At 56.4% G+C, this 16,582-nt stretch carries 18 protein-coding genes; 10 read left to right on the forward strand and 8 right to left on the reverse strand.

What is annotated here, in order from left to right; genetic code table 11:
* Nucleotides 1–2 precede the first annotated feature (2 nt).
* The 5 genes from phnG to phnC form a co-directional block, all read right to left on the reverse strand.
* The gene (gene phnG, locus NF683_RS09415) at nt 3–452 is read right to left on the reverse strand and encodes a phosphonate C-P lyase system protein PhnG (RefSeq protein WP_253921794.1); all 450 of its coding nucleotides are present in this window, start codon (nt 450–452) and stop codon (nt 3–5) included.
* A 47-nt stretch (nt 453–499) separates the two neighbouring features.
* Nucleotides 500–1,246, reverse strand: coding sequence for a phosphonate metabolism transcriptional regulator PhnF (gene phnF, locus NF683_RS09420; protein WP_157698036.1), 747 nt, complete (start codon nt 1,244–1,246; stop codon nt 500–502).
* Between the two features lie 120 nt (nt 1,247–1,366).
* Nucleotides 1,367–2,161: a phosphonate ABC transporter, permease protein PhnE gene (phnE, locus tag NF683_RS09425; RefSeq protein WP_253921795.1), complete on the reverse strand. Its 795-nt coding sequence runs from the start codon at nt 2,159–2,161 to the stop codon at nt 1,367–1,369.
* A 70-nt stretch (nt 2,162–2,231) separates the two neighbouring features.
* Nucleotides 2,232–3,254, reverse strand: a complete 1,023-nt coding sequence (phnD, locus tag NF683_RS09430; RefSeq protein ID WP_253921796.1) for a phosphonate ABC transporter substrate-binding protein — start codon at nt 3,252–3,254, stop codon at nt 2,232–2,234.
* A gap of 72 nt (nt 3,255–3,326) precedes the next feature.
* The gene (gene phnC / locus NF683_RS09435) at nt 3,327–4,193 is read right to left on the reverse strand and encodes a phosphonate ABC transporter ATP-binding protein (protein ID WP_253921797.1); all 867 of its coding nucleotides are present in this window, start codon (nt 4,191–4,193) and stop codon (nt 3,327–3,329) included.
* 355 nt (nt 4,194–4,548) lie between these two features.
* Here phnC and NF683_RS09440 point away from each other — a divergent pair, with 355 nt between their 5' ends.
* Both NF683_RS09440 and NF683_RS21345 read left to right on the forward strand, forming a co-directional pair.
* The gene (locus NF683_RS09440; protein ID WP_456362357.1) at nt 4,549–4,719 is read left to right on the forward strand and encodes a helix-turn-helix domain-containing protein; all 171 of its coding nucleotides are present in this window, start codon (nt 4,549–4,551) and stop codon (nt 4,717–4,719) included.
* A gap of 223 nt (nt 4,720–4,942) precedes the next feature.
* A complete protein-coding gene (locus tag NF683_RS21345; RefSeq protein ID WP_332459870.1) occupies nt 4,943–5,167 on the forward strand; it encodes a hypothetical protein in 225 nt (74 codons plus the stop codon).
* 6 nt (nt 5,168–5,173) lie between these two features.
* Here NF683_RS21345 and NF683_RS21350 read toward each other — a convergent pair whose 3' ends face one another.
* Nucleotides 5,174–5,668: a LysR substrate-binding domain-containing protein gene (locus NF683_RS21350; protein ID WP_332459869.1), complete on the reverse strand. Its 495-nt coding sequence runs from the start codon at nt 5,666–5,668 to the stop codon at nt 5,174–5,176.
* Nucleotides 5,634–5,879 carry a LysR family transcriptional regulator gene (locus NF683_RS21415; protein ID WP_332459902.1) on the reverse strand — a complete coding sequence of 82 codons (246 nt, stop codon included), beginning with the start codon at nt 5,877–5,879 and terminating at the stop codon, nt 5,634–5,636. The genes NF683_RS21350 and NF683_RS21415 overlap by 35 nt, the downstream gene beginning before the upstream one ends.
* Before the next feature lie 321 nt (nt 5,880–6,200).
* Here NF683_RS21415 and NF683_RS09450 point away from each other — a divergent pair, with 321 nt between their 5' ends.
* From NF683_RS09450 to NF683_RS09485, 8 genes are all read left to right on the forward strand, one after another.
* Nucleotides 6,201–6,905, forward strand: a complete 705-nt coding sequence (locus NF683_RS09450; protein ID WP_456362361.1) for an aldehyde dehydrogenase family protein — start codon at nt 6,201–6,203, stop codon at nt 6,903–6,905.
* A 58-nt stretch (nt 6,906–6,963) separates the two neighbouring features.
* Complete coding sequence (locus NF683_RS09455; RefSeq protein ID WP_089039290.1) at nt 6,964–7,848, forward strand: peptidoglycan DD-metalloendopeptidase family protein; 885 nt, start codon at nt 6,964–6,966, stop codon at nt 7,846–7,848.
* 79 nt (nt 7,849–7,927) lie between these two features.
* A complete protein-coding gene (locus NF683_RS09460) occupies nt 7,928–9,433 on the forward strand; it encodes a Na+/H+ antiporter NhaC family protein (RefSeq protein WP_157698035.1) in 1,506 nt (501 codons plus the stop codon).
* A 10-nt stretch (nt 9,434–9,443) separates the two neighbouring features.
* Nucleotides 9,444–12,248 carry an aminotransferase class III-fold pyridoxal phosphate-dependent enzyme gene (locus tag NF683_RS09465; RefSeq protein WP_089039288.1) on the forward strand — a complete coding sequence of 935 codons (2,805 nt, stop codon included), beginning with the start codon at nt 9,444–9,446 and terminating at the stop codon, nt 12,246–12,248.
* Between the two features lie 85 nt (nt 12,249–12,333).
* Nucleotides 12,334–13,107, forward strand: a complete 774-nt coding sequence (locus tag NF683_RS09470; protein WP_089040917.1) for an ABC transporter ATP-binding protein — start codon at nt 12,334–12,336, stop codon at nt 13,105–13,107.
* Between the two features lie 12 nt (nt 13,108–13,119).
* Nucleotides 13,120–13,827 carry an ABC transporter permease gene (locus NF683_RS09475; RefSeq protein ID WP_089039287.1) on the forward strand — a complete coding sequence of 236 codons (708 nt, stop codon included), beginning with the start codon at nt 13,120–13,122 and terminating at the stop codon, nt 13,825–13,827.
* On the forward strand, nt 13,824–14,606 hold the full coding sequence (locus tag NF683_RS09480) for an ABC transporter permease (protein ID WP_232471380.1): 783 nt from the start codon (nt 13,824–13,826) through the stop codon (nt 14,604–14,606). The genes NF683_RS09475 and NF683_RS09480 overlap by 4 nt, the downstream gene beginning before the upstream one ends.
* 12 nt (nt 14,607–14,618) lie before the next feature.
* A complete protein-coding gene (locus NF683_RS09485) occupies nt 14,619–15,389 on the forward strand; it encodes a transporter substrate-binding domain-containing protein (protein WP_089039286.1) in 771 nt (256 codons plus the stop codon).
* A gap of 743 nt (nt 15,390–16,132) precedes the next feature.
* On the opposite strand, the gene NF683_RS09490 is transcribed toward NF683_RS09485, so the two are convergent.
* Entirely contained in the window at nt 16,133–16,309 is a 177-nt protein-coding gene (locus tag NF683_RS09490) for an Arm DNA-binding domain-containing protein (protein ID WP_232471379.1), read from the reverse strand.
* Nucleotides 16,310–16,582: the final 273 nt, after the last annotated feature.

The raw sequence follows: 16,582 nt of genomic DNA on the forward strand, positions 1-16,582 counted from the left end.
GGCTACTCCCCGCGTACCATTGTAAAAAAGTCAACTCGTGTTGCGGCGGCGGTCTGAGAACGCTCGATACGCTCATCAGCCAGCGACTGGGAAAGTGGTTCGATCAGCTCTTCATCAATGCGATGAGCCCAGTGTTGTTGTCGAGCACAGGCATCGATCAGAGCGATCAGCTCGGCGTGTTCATGGCTACGCCCAGCAACCCATCCATGGCCTAATCCACCGCCACCAGGGGTATCGTCATCCAGGGCCACGCTGGCGCGTGTCACGGTCATTTCCCCAAGGTTGAAAGCGTTGCCTGAACCGCCCATGCGACCACGCACCATCACCATGCCGGTTTCCGGGCCTCGAACGCAGCGGTATCGCACTTGGATGTCGAGCACTGCCCAGCTCTCACAAAGGCGTTTGGTGGGCGTCAGCGCAAGAATGCGGTGACGTTGTTCAGGAGTCATCATGATTCCTCATCGTTGTCAGTTTGGTGTAGACCAGGCATTTGTCAGTGTTAACGTTCATTTAAAAAATCAAAGTGATAAGAAACGCGGTCAGCCCTGGCGCAGCTTACGGAGACTTCTACAAGGCGCCGGGACTCATCGACATTGTCACTGGTAAGTACAAGAAGCGGCGCGAGCTGGGGGCACTGCAGTAAGCGGCTATCGTCACGATTGGCTTGGCTCGCTTCCAGGCGCACGGCGGCACGGGAGAGGCGCAAACCGTAATGCTGGTCAAGCAGTGCACGGGTGGAGCCTCCACGGTAGCGCTCACACCAGTCAGGCACGCGCGTGGCATCAAACCAATGGCGCAAACGCGTTAATGGCATGCCATCCACTAGCCTCAGCGTATCAACGCAGATCAAACACTCATCCTCAGCCAAACCGAAGCGTTGGCTGATCGCTTCGGGCGGGCGTGACAGGCCTTGAGATAAACAGCGTGTCTCTGTGTTGATACCCATTTCTGCAAGGTTATGGGTGACCTTGCTTTCGGCGTTCACCATGTAATCCAGTCGCCGATCTACGACTTGGGTGCCCCAGCCCTGATGACGCGTCACCATGCCAGCGGCTACCAGTTCATCTAGTGCGCGACGAACGGTATGGCGGTTTACCTCAAAGCGCTTGGCTAGCGCCAGCTCGCTTGATAACTGGTCGCCCGCGCTATGCTGAGTTCGAATCTCATGGGCGAGAATTCTGGCTAGCTGGCGATAGCGTGGTTCTCTGGTTTCCTGATGGCTGTGGTGCGCTAGTTGTCTAGACATTTTTACTCCTGCTATAACCCCCCTCGCCGAGGGGCTGTGTGTCATTTTTCGTCCTGTCTAAAGGAGGTTTTGTTGTTATTAGACGTTCGCCTGGGCTAATCAGAATGGAATTTTTCCAGACTATATGAAGTGCTTACGCAGGCGTTGGGAAGCTATATCGAGAACGGTCACAGCGACGATAATAACCAGCATAATGGTGGCGGTTTCGGCGTACTGAAAACCACGCATGGTTTCCCACAAGGCGACCCCAATACCGCCCCCACCAACCATTCCAAGTACTGTGGCAGAGCGAATATTCGACTCGAACCGGTAAAGGCTTACCGAGATCCATAGCGGTAGTACCTGAGGAATCAACCCGAAGATAATCTCCTCAATACGCCCTGCACCAGTTACACGGATACCTTCCATCGGACCTGCGTCACTGGCTTCCACCGCCTCAGAAAACAGCTTCGCTAGCACGCCCGTGGTGTGTACAAACAACGCCAATGTGCCTGCAAAGGGGCCGAGTCCTACGGCCACTACGAATAGCATGGCAAACACCAGCTCATTGATGGCCCGGCAAGCATCCATCAGTCGGCGCATTGGTTGGTAAACCCACCAAGGCACCAGGTTCTCGGAGGAGAGCAGGCTGCAGGGTACCGCCACGATGATCGCCAGTAGCGTCCCCCAAATGGCAATTTGGATGGTCACCAACATCTGGTTGATATAGTGGCCAAGGTTGCCGAAAGTGGGCGGAAAGAAATCGCCAGCCAAGGTAGCCATGTTGTCGGCATTGCTAACCAGTAAGCTTGGACGTATCTCTGCTCCCTGCCAGGACCAAGCCAGCACGCTAAGCAGCACAAACCAACCAATCAGTGATAACCAGCTACGCCGACGCAACAGCGATGCCGTCATTTGAGATGTATGGGTGTTCATGGTCTCTCCGAGCGGGGAAAACGGTCTACGCTCACCCCGCTATGGATAATCTAGGTTTGTCGCCTGAAAATTAATCAGTAGTAGCAACAGTGTCGGTGTTTGTTTCAGCACCTTGCAGGTCTTGAAGGCGTTGGTTAAGTGCCTCAAGCTGTGCATCTAATTCAGCTAGCTGCTGCTCACGATCAGCGTCTGACAGGCTCTCGTTGTTGGCCACATCAGCACGTTGCTTGAATAGCTCAAGCTGGCGAATCGGCAGCAGACCATCGTTGTTAGAGGCCTTAAAGTGGCTCCACTGCAGTGGCTCTAAAATTGCCTGTTCTTCGTCGCTATCGCCGTAATTGAAGAAGAATTCACGCAGTCCATCCTTGGTCTCTTCGGACAGGTTGGTGCGCCATACTAGCGGGTCAGATGGAATCAGCGGGGACGTCCAAACTACGCGAAGCTGCTCAGCTTTCTCAGGTGCGCTGATCTCCAGACGCTCCATGCTCTCGGTATTAAAGGTGGCAACATCAACTTGGCGATTGGCCACTGATAAAGCGTTGGTTTCGTGGCTGGAGTTCAGAGTGCGCTTAAAAGCAGTAGCAACATCGACGTCGTTTTGGGCAAACACATAGTAACCTGGCACCAAATACCCAGACGTCGAATTTGGATCGCCGTTACCAAACACGAGGTCACTGGAGTTCTCTAAGACGTCTTCGACGCTGTGCAGATCGCTGTCCTGATGCACAATCATCAAACTCCAGTATCCCGGTTGACCATTCGCAGGGATCGTCTGAGCGAAAACCTCGCCACCTGCACGATCAACGGCTTCTATGGCCGATTTGTTGCCGTACCAAGCTAAGTCGATCTGATCAAAACGCATCGCCTGAATCACTGCGGCATAGTCAGTGGCAAAGAAGGGCTCAACCTCCATGCCTAGCTCCTCCGACATATCATCAAGGAACGGTTGCCACATTGGCCGCTGGTTCTGGCTGGATTCAGTGGAAATAATGCCGAACTTAAGTGTATCGGCGGCCAACAGCTGAGTGCTTGCAGCAAAGCTAATCCCCGCAACCAGCGGTAGAAGTAGACGGCGATAAGAAGTAAACGTCATGAGTGTGTCTCCGAGATCATAGTGTGTTCGATTGCGAGTGATGTATCGGTTGAAGAGCGGCCTGTTCTGCTATCAGCTAGGCATTGGCGTTGCTACTGCGTGATGCGCAGAAATAGTTTGGCGGTTTTCAGCGGATGCTTGGTCGCTTGACAGCTCGCTTGTGCGTAGCTCATCAAGATCAGCATTTTCGTAAAGTGCCTGCAGGCGTGTGTCAGTGAGTTCACTAATAGGGCCATCGAAGTACAAACGGCCATCCTTAAGGGCGACGGCACGTTGACAATAGCGGCGAGCAACATCGACTTGATGCAGTGTGACGACCACGGTGCGGCCATCTTCGGCGTGAATACGACTGAGGATTTCCATAACCTCGCGAGCGCTGCGCGGGTCTAGTGAAGCAATTGGTTCATCAGCCAGAATTAATTCGGCGTCTTGCATCAGTACCCTGGCAATTGCCACACGCTGCATTTGCCCACCAGAAAGGGTGTTAGCGCGCTGGTCCATCAGTTCTTCAAGCCCCACCCGAGCCAAGCAAGCTCGTGCACGCTCACGTTCCTGATCGGTGAAACGGCCAAAGAGAGCGCGTAACTTGGACATACGACCCAGCCGCCCGACCAATACGTTGGTTAGCACGCTGAGACGCCCTACTAGGTTGAATTGCTGAAAAATGTAGCCAGTTCGACAACGCTCAATGCGAGCAGCGCGGTGTAGACGACCGTTCATCTGTACGTCGCGTCCCATCAGAGACACGTGACCGCCATTTTTTCGATTTCCGCAGGTTAGGCCAACGAGGTGGCGCAGCAGTGTGGACTTACCGGAGCCTGACGGGCCAATCAGCGCGACCATTTCACCAGGTGCGACGCAAAAGCTCACGTCATCAAGCACCTGACGATGCCCAAACGTCTTATTTAAGCCTTTAGCGTGAATAATAGAAGTAGACATGTTGCTCCCCCATTTGGAATAACAACATTCTGGTCGAGCCAGATGAACACCAGTTGTCTAGACAATGTCAGTTTGATGATATTTTTAACGATTCGCGACTAGCTTTGCGTCATGATTAATATTTAAATTATATATTTATCAACTATTTATAATTAATTGACATATTTTTGCCACTCTTATGTCACCGGGGTGTCATCTTGTTTTCGGTGCGCTAATGAGAAGGGGGTGTATGTGATATTTCATATAGCAAAAATATTTGAAAGCGATTCTTTACCATTTGGAATGACAGCAAGCTATCCAGAGTGATTTTTGATGGATCGTGGTCATCCCGCACGCTTGGGTGGGCGAGCACAAAATGAAGATCGTTGGTGTGGCGCGTGAAACGGGGTTGAACTGCAACGCCATCACGTTGCTTTATAAAGAAACAGCTCAGCGTGTTGAGTTGGATGCGCTGGATAAGCTATGCAAATTATTCAGCTGTGGGGTAGGGGATTTGTTCAAGTTTGACGACGATCAGGGAAGATAGAAAAAGCACGAAGAGAGGGAGGGCGGAAAGCTAGCGGTATCAAGCATCCGATCATATGTATCCACGACAGTGGTCACATGTAGATCTTTGTGGGCATCGACGCCATCGGCAATGTCAGGTGACCAATGTGATGCTGAGCCATGATGGCTCTTCAGGCTATCTGTTGAAAGTGGCTTCACCAGGTTCGATAGCCTGAGCATGGCAGTAACGAGACTGGCCCTTCTTGAGCTACATGCATCGACGAGGTGAGTCACTTCGTCTTCCAGTTGCTCGGCTACGCCGCACCGCATGGTATCGCTGGTGGCGCAACATCGCGGTGCTCAAGGAGCCAGTTGATGAACCCCTTGAGCTTGGCCATCTCCCCCTTGTGCTCAGGATATGCCAAGTAATAGGCATTTCGGCTCGTCAGAGCGAAGGGCCAGGGTATCACCAGATGGCCAGCCGCTAGTTCCTCCTAGGCCAGGAAGCTCGGCACCAGTGCAATGCCGCAGCCTGACCGCGCTGCGCGCAGAGCCATATAGAAGGTGTCGAACCGCGGCCCGTGATAGCTGTGCTCTGTATAGCACCCCTGAGCTTGGAACCAGTCATGCCAAGCTTCAGGCCGGGTCGCGCTCTGCATTAATACCAATCGAGTCAATGACAGTGGAGCGTCGACACCGCCGGGTGGCAGTATGGCTGGCGCGCAAATCGGCACTATTTCTTCATCAATCAGCTTGATGCACTCCGCTTTAGGCCATGCACCGTGGCCGAAGAAGAAGGCTACGTCGATGTGCTCTTCTTCGAGATCGAAAGGCTCCACTCGGTTGCTGATGTTTAGGTAGACGTTGGGATGGCGAAAGCGAAAGCCGTTGAGCCTGGGAATCAGCCAGCGGGCTCCAAAAGTCGCCAGGGTAGTGACGTTAAGAACCTCATTCTCACCCCCGTAGGACTGCATGTAGCGAGTCGACATCTCCACCTGGGCGAGTATCTTGCGCACTTCGGTTAGATAGAGTGAGCCCTAAGAAGTGATCTGCAGGCGCTTGCGCACACGGCGGAACAGGGGAGGGAAGCACTAACTCCATCTGGGCTACCTGCTTGCTGACGGCGCTTTGAGTCAGGTTCAGCTCATCCCCCGCGCGGGTGAAGCTTAGGTGCCGGGCAGACGCCTCAAAGCACTGCATCGCGGTCAGGGGTGGGAAGATAGACACGACTCATAAAACATGAATTATTGGAATGTTGATCTGACTAAATATCGCTTTAGTGACCAAGCACACCCTTAAGATGTTGCTCAAATATCGCTGGCTAAAGCAAGCACGACTTTAGCATTGAGGAAGTCGTGGTGTGGCTTCAGCACTGATACTACGCAGATCCTGGTAGATGAAGAAAAAATAGAATGAACTCCCGAATATTCGTCGCTTGAGCATTTTTCACAACCCTGATGATACTGAGTGTGTACCCACTTAATATCGCGACCAGTCGGAGAAAGAATGAACGACGCCATCATGCAGCGCCTGGGAGTACGTGTAGAGCAGTGTCTTCAAGGTGATTACCCGGTGATTAGCCCCACCGATGGTGCCGAGATTGGTCGCGTGAGCATGCCGGGGGCCGACGCGATGGACGCCTGCATCGCCTATGCGGAAGCGGCATTCATTCAGTGGCGACAGGTGCCAGCATCGTGTCGCGGCGAGGTTGTCGAGCGGGTCAAGAGGGCCTATGCCGGTGTGACCATCGGCGACCCGATGGGGGGCAGTCTGGTCGGCCCGCTGATCGATGCTCAGGCGTTTGAGCAAATGCAATCGGTGCTCGGCAAGGCGCGTGAGTGGGGCGCCAGAGTGTTTGGCGGCGAACGTCGACTGGCTGACGAGTACCCCAAGGGCTACTACGTGGCGCCAGCCATCGTCGAGGTCGAACAGCAGGACGAGCTGGTAAAGCATGAGACCTTTGACCCGATTCTCTACGTGATTAGCTACCGTAATTTCAGCGAGGCCGAGGCCTTCGTCTCGGTTGACGGCAGCGACTGCGGTATCGCCAACGTCAATATCGGCCCCAGCGGCGCTGAAATCGGTGGCGCTTTCGGCGGAGAGAAGGAGACTGGCGGCGGACGCGAATCCGGCTCCGACGTTTGGAAGAGCTATATGCGTCGCCAGACTAACACGGTGAACTACTCCCGCGAGTTGCCCTTAGCCCAGGGCATCAAGTTCGACTGATTCCCACGTAATAATCGGGTGCCCCGGGAGGGGGTGCCCTCGTTAAAGAGAGAGAAGCATGCCGACCCACGATAACCTTCGATCCCTCTGCCTGCGCTGGCAAGATGCGGCGCCGGCGACCGAACTTGCCCCCGAGGCCCTTGAAGATCCCGCGGTTCTCGATTGTCTGCCCGAGGCGTTGAGGATTGCCCTAATGTCACGCTATGGCGTAGTTCATCCTGCTCTTGCACTGTATGGGCTGCGCTATCAATTAGGGCTCAGCCCGTGCCCAGGAGAAGCGCGCTTCCAACGATGGGCCGACCGTAATCAGAGCCCGGTCGCTCTGCTCACGAGCCTTGCCCACAAGACGCACGAGGTCATTGAGTTTGCCAGCGAGCAGCGCTTTGCTCTCGGCGGCCACACCGACCCTGAATACAATACATGCTTGCTGTTCGACGCCATGGGTGACTCTCGCGTCGCCCTCGGCCGCTACCTGGAGGATCGGGCGTTCTACCGTGAACCCCAGTTCTTCCGCGGCGATGAAGCGCGCAGCGTCCATCTCGGCGTCGACGTCTTCGAGCACGCCGAAGCGCCGGTACATGCTCCTTTCGATGGCAAAGTGCATAGCCTGGCCTACAACGCCAAGCGCCTCGACTACGGCGCCACCATCATCTTGGAGCATGCTATGGAGGATGACACTCCCTTCTTCACCCTTTACGGGCACCTGTCACGCCAGAGCCTGAAAGGGCTTTCCCGAGGCGACCATGTCGCTCAAGGTGACGCCTTCTGCCGTCTTGGTTCCCCCTCCGAGAATGGCGGGTGGGTACCCCACCTGCACTTCCAGGTGATCCTAGACATGCTGAACTTCGAGGGCGACTACCCCGGTGCTGCCTTCCCATCCGAGATCGCCATCTGGCGCAGCCTGTGTCCCGACCCGCGACGCATCGTAGCGATTGCAACCTAGGCGGCGCCTCCCGACGCCACTGTTCCATTCACACTCCGGTATTCCCGATGCCAGAACAACAACGATAATGGAGACTCTAATGACCGCATCTTCTACTGACGACCGTACTGCCCCTCCGCTGGCCATGGCTCTGACACCACTAGTGGTCGCTATCGCATCCATCAGCCTGATGATCTATATGTTCCAGGGCGAGTCTCTCGGCGGGCCTGTGCAGCTTGCCCTGATCTTCTCAGCCGCCCTGGCGGCAGGACTTGCTCTGGCCCGTGGCGAGCGATTCGCGACGCTCAAGGCCGGTATTTTCGAAGGCATCAACGTGTCCATGAACGCCATCGTCATCATCTTGTTGGTCGGCGGGCTGATCGGCGTATGGATCCTGTCCGGCATCGTGCCGAGCATGATCTACTATGGCTCTTTCCTGGTCTCCGGTGACGCCTTCTACTTCAGTGCCTGTCTGATTTGCGCCATCATCGCCGTTAGCATTGGCAGTAGTCTGACCACCGCCGGTACCATAGGCCTCGCGCTGATTACCATCGCCGAATCGGTGGGCTTATCCACCGCCGTCACCGCCGGAGCCATCATCTCGGGATCCTATTTCGGTGATAAGCTCTCGCCGCTGTCGGACACTACCAACCTGTCGGCGGCGGTCTCCGGAGGAGAGCTGTTTCTCCATATTAAGGCGATGTCACGCACGGTGTTTCTCAGCCTCGCCGCGAGTCTGGCGCTGTACTGGCTCATTGGCCTAATGACCACCGATGCCAGTGACAACCTGTCGAGAATCGCCGAGCTGCGCACCATGCTCGAAGCGAACTTCGTGATCAGTCCGCTTTTGATTGCTCCCTTACTGGTGGTTCTGGTGCTCGCTTACCGAAAAGTCGATGCCATACCGACGCTGTTCATCGGGCTACTAATGGGCGCGCTGGCCGCTATGCTGTGGCAGACGGACAACGCCCTGCGCCTGGCCGCGGCATCTGACAACACCCTGTTCCCAGTCATCGAGGGTGTTGTGCGCGCCATCTCCACGGGTTATGTCTCCACCACTGGCGATGCCCATTTTGACCGCATTCTGAGCAAGGGTGGCATGTTCGGAATGCTCTACATGCTGTGGCTGGTCGTCGCGGCGATGTCCTTCGGCGGCATCATGGCCAGCGCAGGATTCCTCAGGCGCCTAGTCGAGACCATGACTCGGCGTGCGAAGACCCCGGGGGCCTTGGTGCTGTCAACCCACCTGGCCTGCTTGACGACGCTGATGCTCACCGGCAGCCAGTACATGGGCAATATCCTGCCGGGGCGCATGTTCAAGGAGAAGTACGAGGAGTTGGGGCTGGCACCCGAGAACCTGTCACGTGCGCTGGAAGACGCCTCTACCGTGGTGTCTCCGTTGATTCCCTGGACCACCTGCGGCGCTTTCCTGACCGCCACTCTAGGGGTCCCGACGTTGATCTACGCGCCCTTTACCTTCTTCTCCCTGATCAACCTGCTGCTGGCTATCACCTGCGCCGTACTGGGACTCAACATGCTGCGCAACGCCAATATCCGGCCCCAGCCCACCTCTTCTCAACAGAGTGGTCACACCCACCACGCCTGAGGATGACTTCATGTCAGAAACGATGATCATGTCCGAAACCATCGAACAGTGTGTCGTAGAGGCACTTGCCGAGCACTTTGGCCTCGCGGGAGCCCTCGAACGCCTCGATGGCTACACCGACCAGAACTTCTGCCTGATCTTGGACGATGGCAGCCGTTACTTGGCCAAACTCAGCCGGGCCCCAACCATCCAAGCTGAGGTGGCCTTGATGACAGCCCTGGAAGACCAGCCCCTGGGTGGGCTCAAGCTGCCGCGCCATCGGCGCAGCCGAGGTGGCCAAGCGAGCGTGACGCTCAGGCTGGATGGGGAGAACTGGCAGCTGCGCCTACTAAGTTATCTGGATGGCACCCTCTGGGCCGAGGGCCTGCCTCCCAGTGAAGCCCAGCTGTATGCCACTGGCGAAGGGCTTGGCCATCTCGATCTGGCCTTGGCCGAACTCGAACCAAGCGCTCTGGGCTGGCCCGTGGGGCCCTTCCACGACTGGGATTTGACCGCGTATCGTACTCTCGCGGAGCGTCCCGAGATTGGAGGACTGCAACACGAGATGCGCGAGCAGATGACCGCATGCGTCGATTTCGTACGCGCCCGGGAGCATGAGCTCTCCATTCAGCTGATCCATAACGACGCCAACGACTACAACCTGTTCTTAGACTCGCCGACATCGGAGCATCCCAGTGGCTTGATCGATTTCGGTGATGCCTGCCACGCCTTCACTGTCATTGAACTCGCCGTTGCCGCGGTCTACCTGACTGACCGCAGTCCCGACCGCCTGGAAGCGCTCAAGCAACTGACTCTGGGCTATCACAGCATTCGGCCGCTCTCCAGGGTGGAACTCGAATGTCTGCCACGGCTCATCCTGCTGCGCATCCTGCTGAGTCGAATGAACTACCTGAAGGCCGCTGCCGCCGGCCAAGACGCGCCCTATATCGCCATATCCCAAGTGCAGATCTTGCGTCAGTGGCGCCTCTTCACCACGCTCGGCCCAGAACTGATTGCCGAGGAGCTGATCGCCTTGTGCCATCCCGTCTCGATGCTAGCCCTCCTGAACGAGCGCAGGGAGTGGCTGGCGAAGCGGGGAGTGCTGGACGTGCTGGGTGACGATCGCTACACCGCTTTGAGGCCATCGCGGACCTTTGGCGTTCCGATGGCCGGTGTCGAAGGGCAGATCGCCACCGGCGAGACCTTTATCGCTCAGCGCGACTTGGTGCTGCGCAACAACGTTCGTGTCACCCGAGTTGATCAGCGCGACGATCGTCTGCTGATTGGCCTGCAGGATCACCATCTGGGACGCCTCAGCCTGATCCTGCGTAGTGCCGATCCGAGCGCGCCTCTGCCGCGGGCCGAACTGAGCATAGAGGGCTTTTCTCTGTCTCTCGCTGCGGGCCAGACCATCACCTTGACTTGCCTGTGGGGGGAGGGGGATATCGGTGGCCTGCGAATGTGCACGAGCCTGGATGCTGAGGAGTGGCAAGCGGTCGCAGCGGTCTATCTCGATCCCGATCTAGCACTTGGCCGTGGCAATGTCTACGGCGGTCGCAACGGCATCGCTACGCTGCTCCATGCTCGTCGTCAGCTACTTTCCCCCACTCTGAGCCATGCCTATCAGCATCCACTAAAGATCGTACGCGGCGACATGGCCTATCTGATCGCAGAGGACGGCAGACGCTACCTAGATATGGTCAACAACGTTTGTCATGTGGGCCACGCCAATCCGCGCGTGGTGGCGGCTGGCTCCCGGCAGATGGCCGAGCTAAACACCAACACCCGCTATCTACACGACACCATCGTGACCTACTCCGAACGTTTGCTGGCTACCCTGCCGGGCCATCTGGAGGTGGTCTTCCTGGTCAACTCTGGCAGCGAGGCCAACGACTTAGCGATGCGTCTGGCTCGCAACTACACAGGACGTCACGATTTGGCCGTGCTGGAACATGCCTACCACGGACACCTCTCGAGCCTGATCGACATTAGCCCCTACAAACACGACGGACCGGGCGGCCAGGGTACCCCGGAGCACGTGATCAAGTTGCCTTTCCCCGATACCTATCGCGGTCGACATCGTGGCGAGGGGGCCGATGAGCTGTATCTGGCAGAGGCACTCGAGACCCTTTCTCAGGCTCGCGAGCAACCAGCGGCTTTCTATGTCGAGAGCTTCGCTGGCGTCGGTGGGCAGTGGATCTGGCCTGGAACTTACCTCGAGGGCGTGACACGTCATCTGCAGGCACGTGGCACCCTGTACATCGCCGACGAGGTCCAGGTCGGCTTTGGCCGTGCCGGCAGCAGTTTCTGGGCCTTCGATCAGTATGACGTCACCCCGGACATCGTTACCCTGGGCAAGCCCATCGGCAACGGACACCCCATCGCAGCAGTGGTCACTACTCGGGCGGTGGCTGAGGCCTTCCGTACCGGCATGGAGTACTTCAACACCTTCTCCGGCAACCCGGTGTCTTGTGCCATCGCCTTGGCGGTGCTCGATGAAATCGAGTCCCGAGACCTGCAACACCATGCCAGGACCCTCGGCGACTCACTCAAGGGTCGCCTCGAAGTTCTGGCTGAGCGCTTCCCCAGGGTCGGGCAGGTACGTGGCCGCGGACTCTTCCTTGGCGTCGAGATCATCGAAGGCCCGAGCCTTGCACCCGATACCACCACCGCCAAACGTATCTGTCATTACCTGCGCCTCAATGGGGTGCTGCTCTCCACCGACGGTCCCGATGACAACGTGCTCAAGATCAAGCCGCCGATGGTCATCCAGTCCAAGGACATCGAGGCCTTCCTGACTCTGCTCGAAGCGAGCTTCTCCCAGTACTGCCACTGAAACGATGATGCCCATGACAACAATGACAACAATGACAACACCACTGCCAGAGTCTCGAACGTCCCAGACGAACGTCAAGGACACCATGCTCACCACTGAGCCAGAAGTATTGCTCAAGGCTGAGAGCATCGCGAAGCGCTTCGGCGAGACCCAGGTGCTGAAGGGAATTTCACTGACGGCCCGACGCGGCGACGTTATCACCCTGATAGGTTCGTCCGGCTCGGGCAAGAGCACCTTCCTGCGCTGCCTCAATCTGCTCGAGCAGCCTGACGGTGGAGAGCTCGAAATCCTCAGCCAGCCGATCCGCTTCAAAATGACCCGCCACGGGCGACTCCCCGAGGACGACAAACGCGTGCAGTGGATGCGCTCGCGGGTCGCCATGGTGTTTCAGAGCTTCAATCTGTGGGCCCACATGACGCTCGTGGAAAACATCATCGAGGCCCCCATTCACGTGCTGAGAATGCCTCGGAGAAAGGCCTTAGATCGGGCCTATGAGCTGCTGGCTAAGGTCGGCTTAGACGAGCGCGCTGACCATTATCCCTCGCAGTTGTCCGGCGGCCAGCAGCAGCGCGGCGCCATTGCTCGTGCACTGGCGATGGACCCCGACGTGATGCTGTTCGACGAGCCGACCTCGGCGCTCGATCCAGAACTGGTCGGCGACGTGCTGGCGGTGATGCGCCAGCTCGCTGAGGAGGGGCGCACTATGGTGCTAGTGACTCACGAGATGGACTTCGCTCGGGACGTTTCGACCCGGATCATGTACCTGAACCAAGGTGAGGTGGAAGAAGAGGGACCCCCGCAGCGGGTGCTGGGCTCCCCTCAATCGGTCCGACTGCGCCAGTTCCTCTCGACCCGCTGAAGGAGTCCTTCCATGCTGAATCTTCATGGCTACGGCATGCGTCTAGTCGAGGGTGCTCTGGTTACCGTCGAATTGGCTGCACTTTCGCTGATCATCGCCGTGCTACTCGGTCTCGTCACCGCCAGCGCCAAGCTGTCGAAGCGGCGTCTTCCTCATCTGCTGGCGACGCTCTATACCACGCTGATCCGAGGCGTTCCGGACTTGGTGCTGATGATGCTGTTTTTCTTCGGCGGCCAGATGCTGATGAATGACGTCTCCGACTGGCTCTATGCGCGCTTCGGACTCGACCTGTTTTTCAATATCGACGCTTTCATCGCCGGCGTTCTGACCATTGGCCTGATCTTCGGTGCCTACATGGGCGAGACCTTCCGCGGCGCTATCCAGGCCGTCGACAAGGGCCAAGTCGAGGCGGCCACTGCCTGCGGTATGAGGCGGGCGCTGATATTCCGGCGCATCCGCTTCCCGTTAATGATGCGCCACGCTCTCCCTGGCCTCTCGAACAACTGGCTGGTGCTGCTCAAGACCACCGCGCTGGTCTCGGTGATTGGTCTGTCGGATATGGTTCGCGTCGCTACCCAGGCCTCCAAAACTACCCTCGAGCCCTTCACCTTTATGCTGTTCGTAGCTGTCATCTATCTGCTGTTGACCAGCCTTTCGGAGTGGGTGTTCAAGCGTCTGACCCGGAAATACAACGCCGGTTTCACAGGGGGGAGGTCATGATCGATATGCTAATGGAGTCGCTCACCGCTTGGCTGGCCGAGCGCGCGATCTTCACCCCTGATACGCTTGCCGTCTACTGGCAGGGTATCAAGACGACGCTCGCTCTGGTCTCGCTGTCGCTGCTGGTGGGTTTCGTGATCTCGTTGCCGCTCTCCCTGGCCCGTGGTTCCCACCATGGCTGGCTCAGGCGTCCTGTGCAGGCCTTCACCTACGTGTTTCGCGGCACCCCGCTACTGGTTCAGCTCTACTTGATCTACTACGGCGTTGTGTTCATTGACGACGTCCAGGAGAGCTGGCTCTGGCCGCTGGTCAAGGAGCCGTTCCTGCCGGCGCTGTTGGCTTTCATCCTCAACACCGTGGCCTACACTACCGAGATCTTCCATGGCGCCATCGTCAACACCCCCCGTGGCGAACTCGAGGCGGCTAAGGCCTGTGGCATGAGTCGGCCACTGATATATCAGCGCATCGTATTCCCCAGCGCCTTCCGTCGGGCGCTGCCCGCTTATGGCAACGAAGTGATACTAACCCTCCATGCCAGCGCAATCGCCAGCACAGTGACGCTGATGGATATCACTGGGGCGGCCCAGTTCGTTTACTCACGCTTCTATGCTCCCTTTGAGGCGTTCATCTTTGCCGCCCTGATCTACTTGGTCATCACCCTGACCCTGCTCTACGTACTCCGCCGTCTGGAGGCTCGCTTCAATCCGCAGCTCAGAGGCGTCCGCAAGCAACGCCGCAAGATCATGGCATTCGGCAATGCCATTCCGCAGAAACCATAGGAGATCCACAACATGAACAAGACTTTCTCTTCTCTGACCGCCGCCGCCCTTATCGGCCTCTCCGCGACTGCCAGCGCCGAGGATCCGTTACGCATCGGCGTCGACGTGCCCACCGCGCCCATGGAGTACCGCCTGCCCAGTGGCGAGTTGACTGGATTCGATATTGACCTGGGCAACGCCTTGTGTGAGCGTATCTCCCGTGAGTGCGAGTGGGTGGTGCAGGAGTGGAGCGGCATCATCCCGGGCCTTCTGTCCCGTAAATACGACGCCATCATGTCCTCTATGACCATCAACGATGCGCGCCGCGAGACAGTGTTGTTCTCCGCCCCCTACATCAAGCCCTATTCCGCCTGGTTCGGGGCCGCAGATCTTGACGTAGAGACCATCAATCCAGAGACGCTGGCCGGCAAGGCCATCGGTGTGCAACGCGGGACCCTGCAGGACAGTTATGTGACCGACACCTTCAGCGACGTGGCCGAGGTCAGCCGCTACTCGACCACGTCCGACATGATCATGGACATGAAAACGGGCCGCGTTGAACTCATCTTCCTGGATCATCCGGCTGGCGTGGCTACTCTACTCGACGGTAGCGAGGGATATCGAGTGGTAGGTGAGCTGGTCAACGAACCTGAAGAGTACTTCGGTGAGGGCTTCGGGATTGCCTTCCGTCAGCGCGATGGGGAGCTCGCCGAGCAGTTTAATGCCGCACTGTCGGAACTTAGGGCGGATGGTACTTACGACGAGATTTATCAGAAGTACTTCCCAGGTGAATCAGACTTCTGAATCGCGCTCTCGCCGCTGCTCTTCTCACGACGTTCCACTGCATAAAAAGGTGCATCAGAAGACCGGGCGAAAACTCCATCTACATTCCTTTAGACTGATGAGTAAAACGCCCCGGACATTGTCTGGGGTATTTTGATTTTAATTACTCATTCGTTTCAGATAATAAAAATCCGATAGAGTTCTCAGGGAGGTTTTACCATCGTTCCATTTACGCTCAAGCGTATCAGGTTATAACTCATTACATCTAAGCTGTAACCACTTCTGGCAGAATCAAGGTTCCAGCATCAGCAGCTTTTGAGTATGGCGAAAATCTGCTCAACGGTGGCCATTCGGCGGGCTGAAGTGGCTATAGTTTCCCGGACACGCTGGCGCAGATAAGATTGTTTATCCACTGAAGTGTGTGTTATGAGTCAGAAAACAAGCAATTCTTATATAGGTGGATTTAAGGAATCTGCGGTTGAACTATCAGTGGGGCCGGGCTGCCTCTGATACAGAAATAGCATTTATAATAATGACTCATAGTTTTAATGAGTCTGGAGATGGCTATATTTCACCGCCAATCTACTTGTTACCGTTAGTCACGGTCTATTAATGGTTAAAGTTACTAAGAGAGTTCTGAGTAACTACCTATATTTGTCAAATCTCACGTGAGCTGATAGAAAACGAAAAATTCAGACACTTTTCTGCCGTTCTTTGCCTGTCTCTCGCTCATTGAGTGGGGAATAGGCAAATTAACCCTACTCCTACAGGTATTTATCACTCATCAGTAAGTTGCTGAATGCCGTCAGTAAGTGCAGGCGATGGGTGTTTTTTTGATTGGCCAGCGTTTCTTTAATCGCAGTTTGTTCGCGCAGCCGCAAGCCTTGGCCGAAAAAGTCCAGATAGAGCTTGCCTGTCTCTTTACGTTGACGGGTACCCATGGCTGAATCCTCCGTTTTCCATAGGAATAAAGAGTCTGCCATGAGTAGTCTTCAGCATTTCGTGTTCGACCGCTTCCCGGAGAAACAGAATCTTCCGCCGCCCAAATGGCTTTATGTAGTGAGTGTCCCCAATAAGAACGCTATCTTTTAACTGCTGACGAATGGTGCGGAAGTCGTACTTAATCCGCTGGGCAAGCTCTTCAGTCGTTAGGTATATGATGTTTCCATCGAAAACCTCCAGATTGAATAGCGCTACACTTTAGAGTCCGATCC

This window comes from Halomonas sp. MS1 (assembly GCF_024182575.1).
In the GTDB taxonomy this organism is placed as follows: domain Bacteria; phylum Pseudomonadota; class Gammaproteobacteria; order Pseudomonadales; family Halomonadaceae; genus Vreelandella.